Source organism: Micrococcus sp. 116, from assembly GCF_902506395.1.
In the GTDB taxonomy this organism is placed as follows: Bacteria; Actinomycetota; Actinomycetes; order Actinomycetales; family Micrococcaceae; genus Micrococcus; species Micrococcus luteus.
Genome location: NZ_LR732379.1, coordinates 1 through 2,474, shown reverse-complemented (window position 1 = coordinate 2,474; position 2,474 = coordinate 1). Strand labels below are relative to the sequence as shown.

General features: G+C 72.4%; 5 protein-coding genes. All 5 read right to left on the bottom strand.

Annotated elements, in window-relative coordinates; translation table 11 throughout:
- Positions 1 to 331, bottom strand: a 331-nt coding sequence (locus CITRIK5_RS11915) for a hypothetical protein (protein WP_201294468.1), incomplete at its 3' end; no start/stop codon positions are given.
- Positions 332 to 508: 177 nt separating this feature from the next.
- On the bottom strand, positions 509 to 652 hold the full coding sequence (locus CITRIK5_RS11910) for a hypothetical protein (RefSeq protein ID WP_159833847.1): 144 nt from the start codon (positions 650 to 652) through the stop codon (positions 509 to 511).
- A 157-nt stretch (positions 653 to 809) separates the two neighbouring features.
- Positions 810 to 1,349 carry a hypothetical protein gene (locus CITRIK5_RS11905; RefSeq protein WP_159833845.1) on the bottom strand — a complete coding sequence of 180 codons (540 nt, stop codon included), beginning with the start codon at positions 1,347 to 1,349 and terminating at the stop codon, positions 810 to 812.
- A gap of 150 nt (positions 1,350 to 1,499) precedes the next feature.
- A complete protein-coding gene (locus CITRIK5_RS11900; protein WP_159833843.1) occupies positions 1,500 to 1,865 on the bottom strand; it encodes a hypothetical protein in 366 nt (121 codons plus the stop codon).
- Positions 1,866 to 2,095: 230 nt separating this feature from the next.
- Positions 2,096 to 2,474, bottom strand: a 379-nt coding sequence (locus CITRIK5_RS11895) for a hypothetical protein (protein ID WP_159833841.1), incomplete at its 5' end; no start/stop codon positions are given.

The window sequence follows — 2,474 nt, the reverse complement described above, 5'->3', positions numbered from 1 at the left end:
GTGTCGGACCGGGGACCGGGGCGCCGGAGGGGATCCCGTCCCAGTCGAGCACGATCACCGCCCCGGTGTTGTCCACCTCGGGGACCGTCTGGACCCCGGGAGCCGGGGTCTCAGCCCACACGGCCGACGCGGCCTCACACCCGGGGGTATGCCGGGCGGTGAAGCATGCGGCCCGACCATCCCGCGAGCGTGAGCGGAAGGACGCCGGTTGCTGGCACACCGGGCAGGTGAAGCGGCTGCGCCGGTGGGCGAGCTTGACCGCCTGGGGCTGCCGCTCGAACTCCTCAGCGGTGTAGAGGCGTCCGTCGATGGTGCTGTGTGCCTCGTGCATGGGCCCTCCCGGGGGTGAAGTGTCCGCGAGCGCGGCGTAGCGATGCCGATCACGGCCAGGGTAGGTGCCGGGTGGTCACCGGCGCGGTGCTGTCCACAACGGGTGCACGCGCGCCGGTGCCTGGAGTGCTTGGGGCCCTGCCCCGCCCCGGCCCCGCCTGGGGGCCGGGGGGTGGGGTCAGTCCCCTACGGTGTGCCACGCGCGGTTCAGGGCCTCGGCCAGCTCCGGGTGGGCCTGGAGGATGGTGGCGGCCGCCTCGGCGGGGTCCGCGGCCTCGGTGGTGGCGATGGTCTCGAGGGTCTGGGCAGTGATGGTGGCCATGGTGGCGATCCCTTCGGTGGGGGCGGGGTTCCGGTGAACCCCCCGCTTACATGACTAAGTTTACATGTAAGGCGATGGGTGTGCAACCCGGTGGATGAACGACCCTCCCCGCCGGGGCCCTACGCTCGCGGACCGCGAGCGCAGGGCCCCTGGGGTGTCAGGACAGCAGGGCGAATCCGTCGGAACCGATCCGGGCCACGATGGTCAGACCGCCGGCGGTGGCGGTGTGCTGGCGCAGGACGGCCCACTCGTTGGTGTCGATCTGGGCGACCACGAACGGGTTGGGGTTCTCCGAGGTGTCGGCGGGCTCGGGGTAGAGCAGGGCGCGCTTGGTGGCTTCGAGCATGGCCTGGCGCAGGCGGGGGGCGATCCCGTGGGGGATCGGAGCCAGCGCGGCCACGGCCTCCGCGCACTGGCTCACGAGGGTGCGCATCCGAACGGTGTGGGGATACTGATGCGCCGGCGGGTGGGCCAGGGCGGCGACCAGGGCGTCCACCTGGGGGCGCATGAGAGTGAAGGCGTTGTCGTGGTCCTGGCACCCCCAGACGCGGCCGCACTCGTGGCAGCTCTCCCCGTCCCACAGGGCGACCCGGCGGCAGGTGTCGCACCACTCGCAGTGCGGGCACTCACCCTCGGTGGTCACGGAGTTGAAGTCGATCCCGTGCTGGCAGATGTTCGCCGCGGTGGTCGTGGTCATGGTGTCCTCCTCGGGACGGTGGGGGCTGAGGCTCCGGTGAACCCCTGCTGACATGACTAACTATACATGTCCACTCTCGTGGGTGCAACCCCACCCCGACCGCACGCGTCCGCGAGCGCCGCACCCTCGGGGCGGCGCTCGCGGGGCGGGTCAGCCCTGGAGCTCGATCGGCCCGCCGGGCACATCCAGCACGGCGCGGGTGAGCATGAGCCGACCCCGGTCCTGGTGCTCCAGGATGGAGTGGGCCAGCTCCTGGCCCGCGAGCGGGCCGCGCAGGATCAGCACGGCGGCGTCGGCGTCGGCCAGGCGGCCCGCGAAGGCATCCAGCGCGGCGGCGAGCAGATGCAGCAGCTCCAGATCCACCTCGTCGTCGGCGGGTTCCAGCTGACCGGCACGGGCCAGGGTGATCCTCCAGGTCACGGCGGTCCCCTCGAGGATGGCCACGGTGGCCAACGCGGTGGCGGCGGGGCCGCCCTGGTGTGATGCGGTCATGGCCAGCAGCTCAGAGGCGGTCATCGTGTCCTCCTTGGATGGTGGGGGCTGGGGCTCCGGTGAACCCCTGCTGACATGAATAAGCATACATGCCAACCCGTGGGGGCGCAACCCGCTCCCGTGGTCTTCCGGCCTTGGCGAGGGCTGCGAGCGCCGCGCCCTACGACGGGTGCGCTCCTTGGTGGTGGTGGGTCGGCCCCGGCCTCCGCCCCCCGGCCGCGAGCGCGGGGCGCTCGCGGCCGGGGGGCGTGAGGTCAAGGGCGGGGGTAGATGTCCCAGACGGTGCACAGGGCGTGGGGGGCTGCCGTGGTCAGGGCCTGCTCGTAGGTCTGTGCCCACGCCTCGGGGTCGTCGCCGCGCGTCTGCCACTGGCCGCCGGTGAGGATCGCGTCGAGAAACGGTGCGACGCCGGTGCTGCCCACGTGGGTGGTGTCGCGGTCCAGGGAGGGGGTGAGGTCTTCGGCGTGGGCGACGGCGTAGAGGGCGGTGCGGTCGGTGTCGAGCTGCTGGCCGTAGTCGGACTCGAGGGCGGTGATCCAGGCGACGCTGCGCTCCATGGCGGTGGCCATGTCGGGGTGCTCGTCCACGATCATCACGGAGCTGCGCTGGCCGGGATGCAGGGCCGGGGTGGAC

Bases quoted from the DNA above. Each gene is read 5' to 3' on its own strand.
- CITRIK5_RS11910 (WP_159833847.1), bottom strand. From the start codon at position 652: ATGGCCACCATCACTGCCCAGACCCTCGAGACCATCGCCACCACCGAG.
- CITRIK5_RS11905 (WP_159833845.1), bottom strand. From the start codon at position 1,349: ATGACCACGACCACCGCGGCGAACATCTGCCAGCACGGGATCGACTTC.
- CITRIK5_RS11900 (WP_159833843.1), bottom strand. From the start codon at position 1,865: ATGACCGCCTCTGAGCTGCTGGCCATGACCGCATCACACCAGGGCGGC.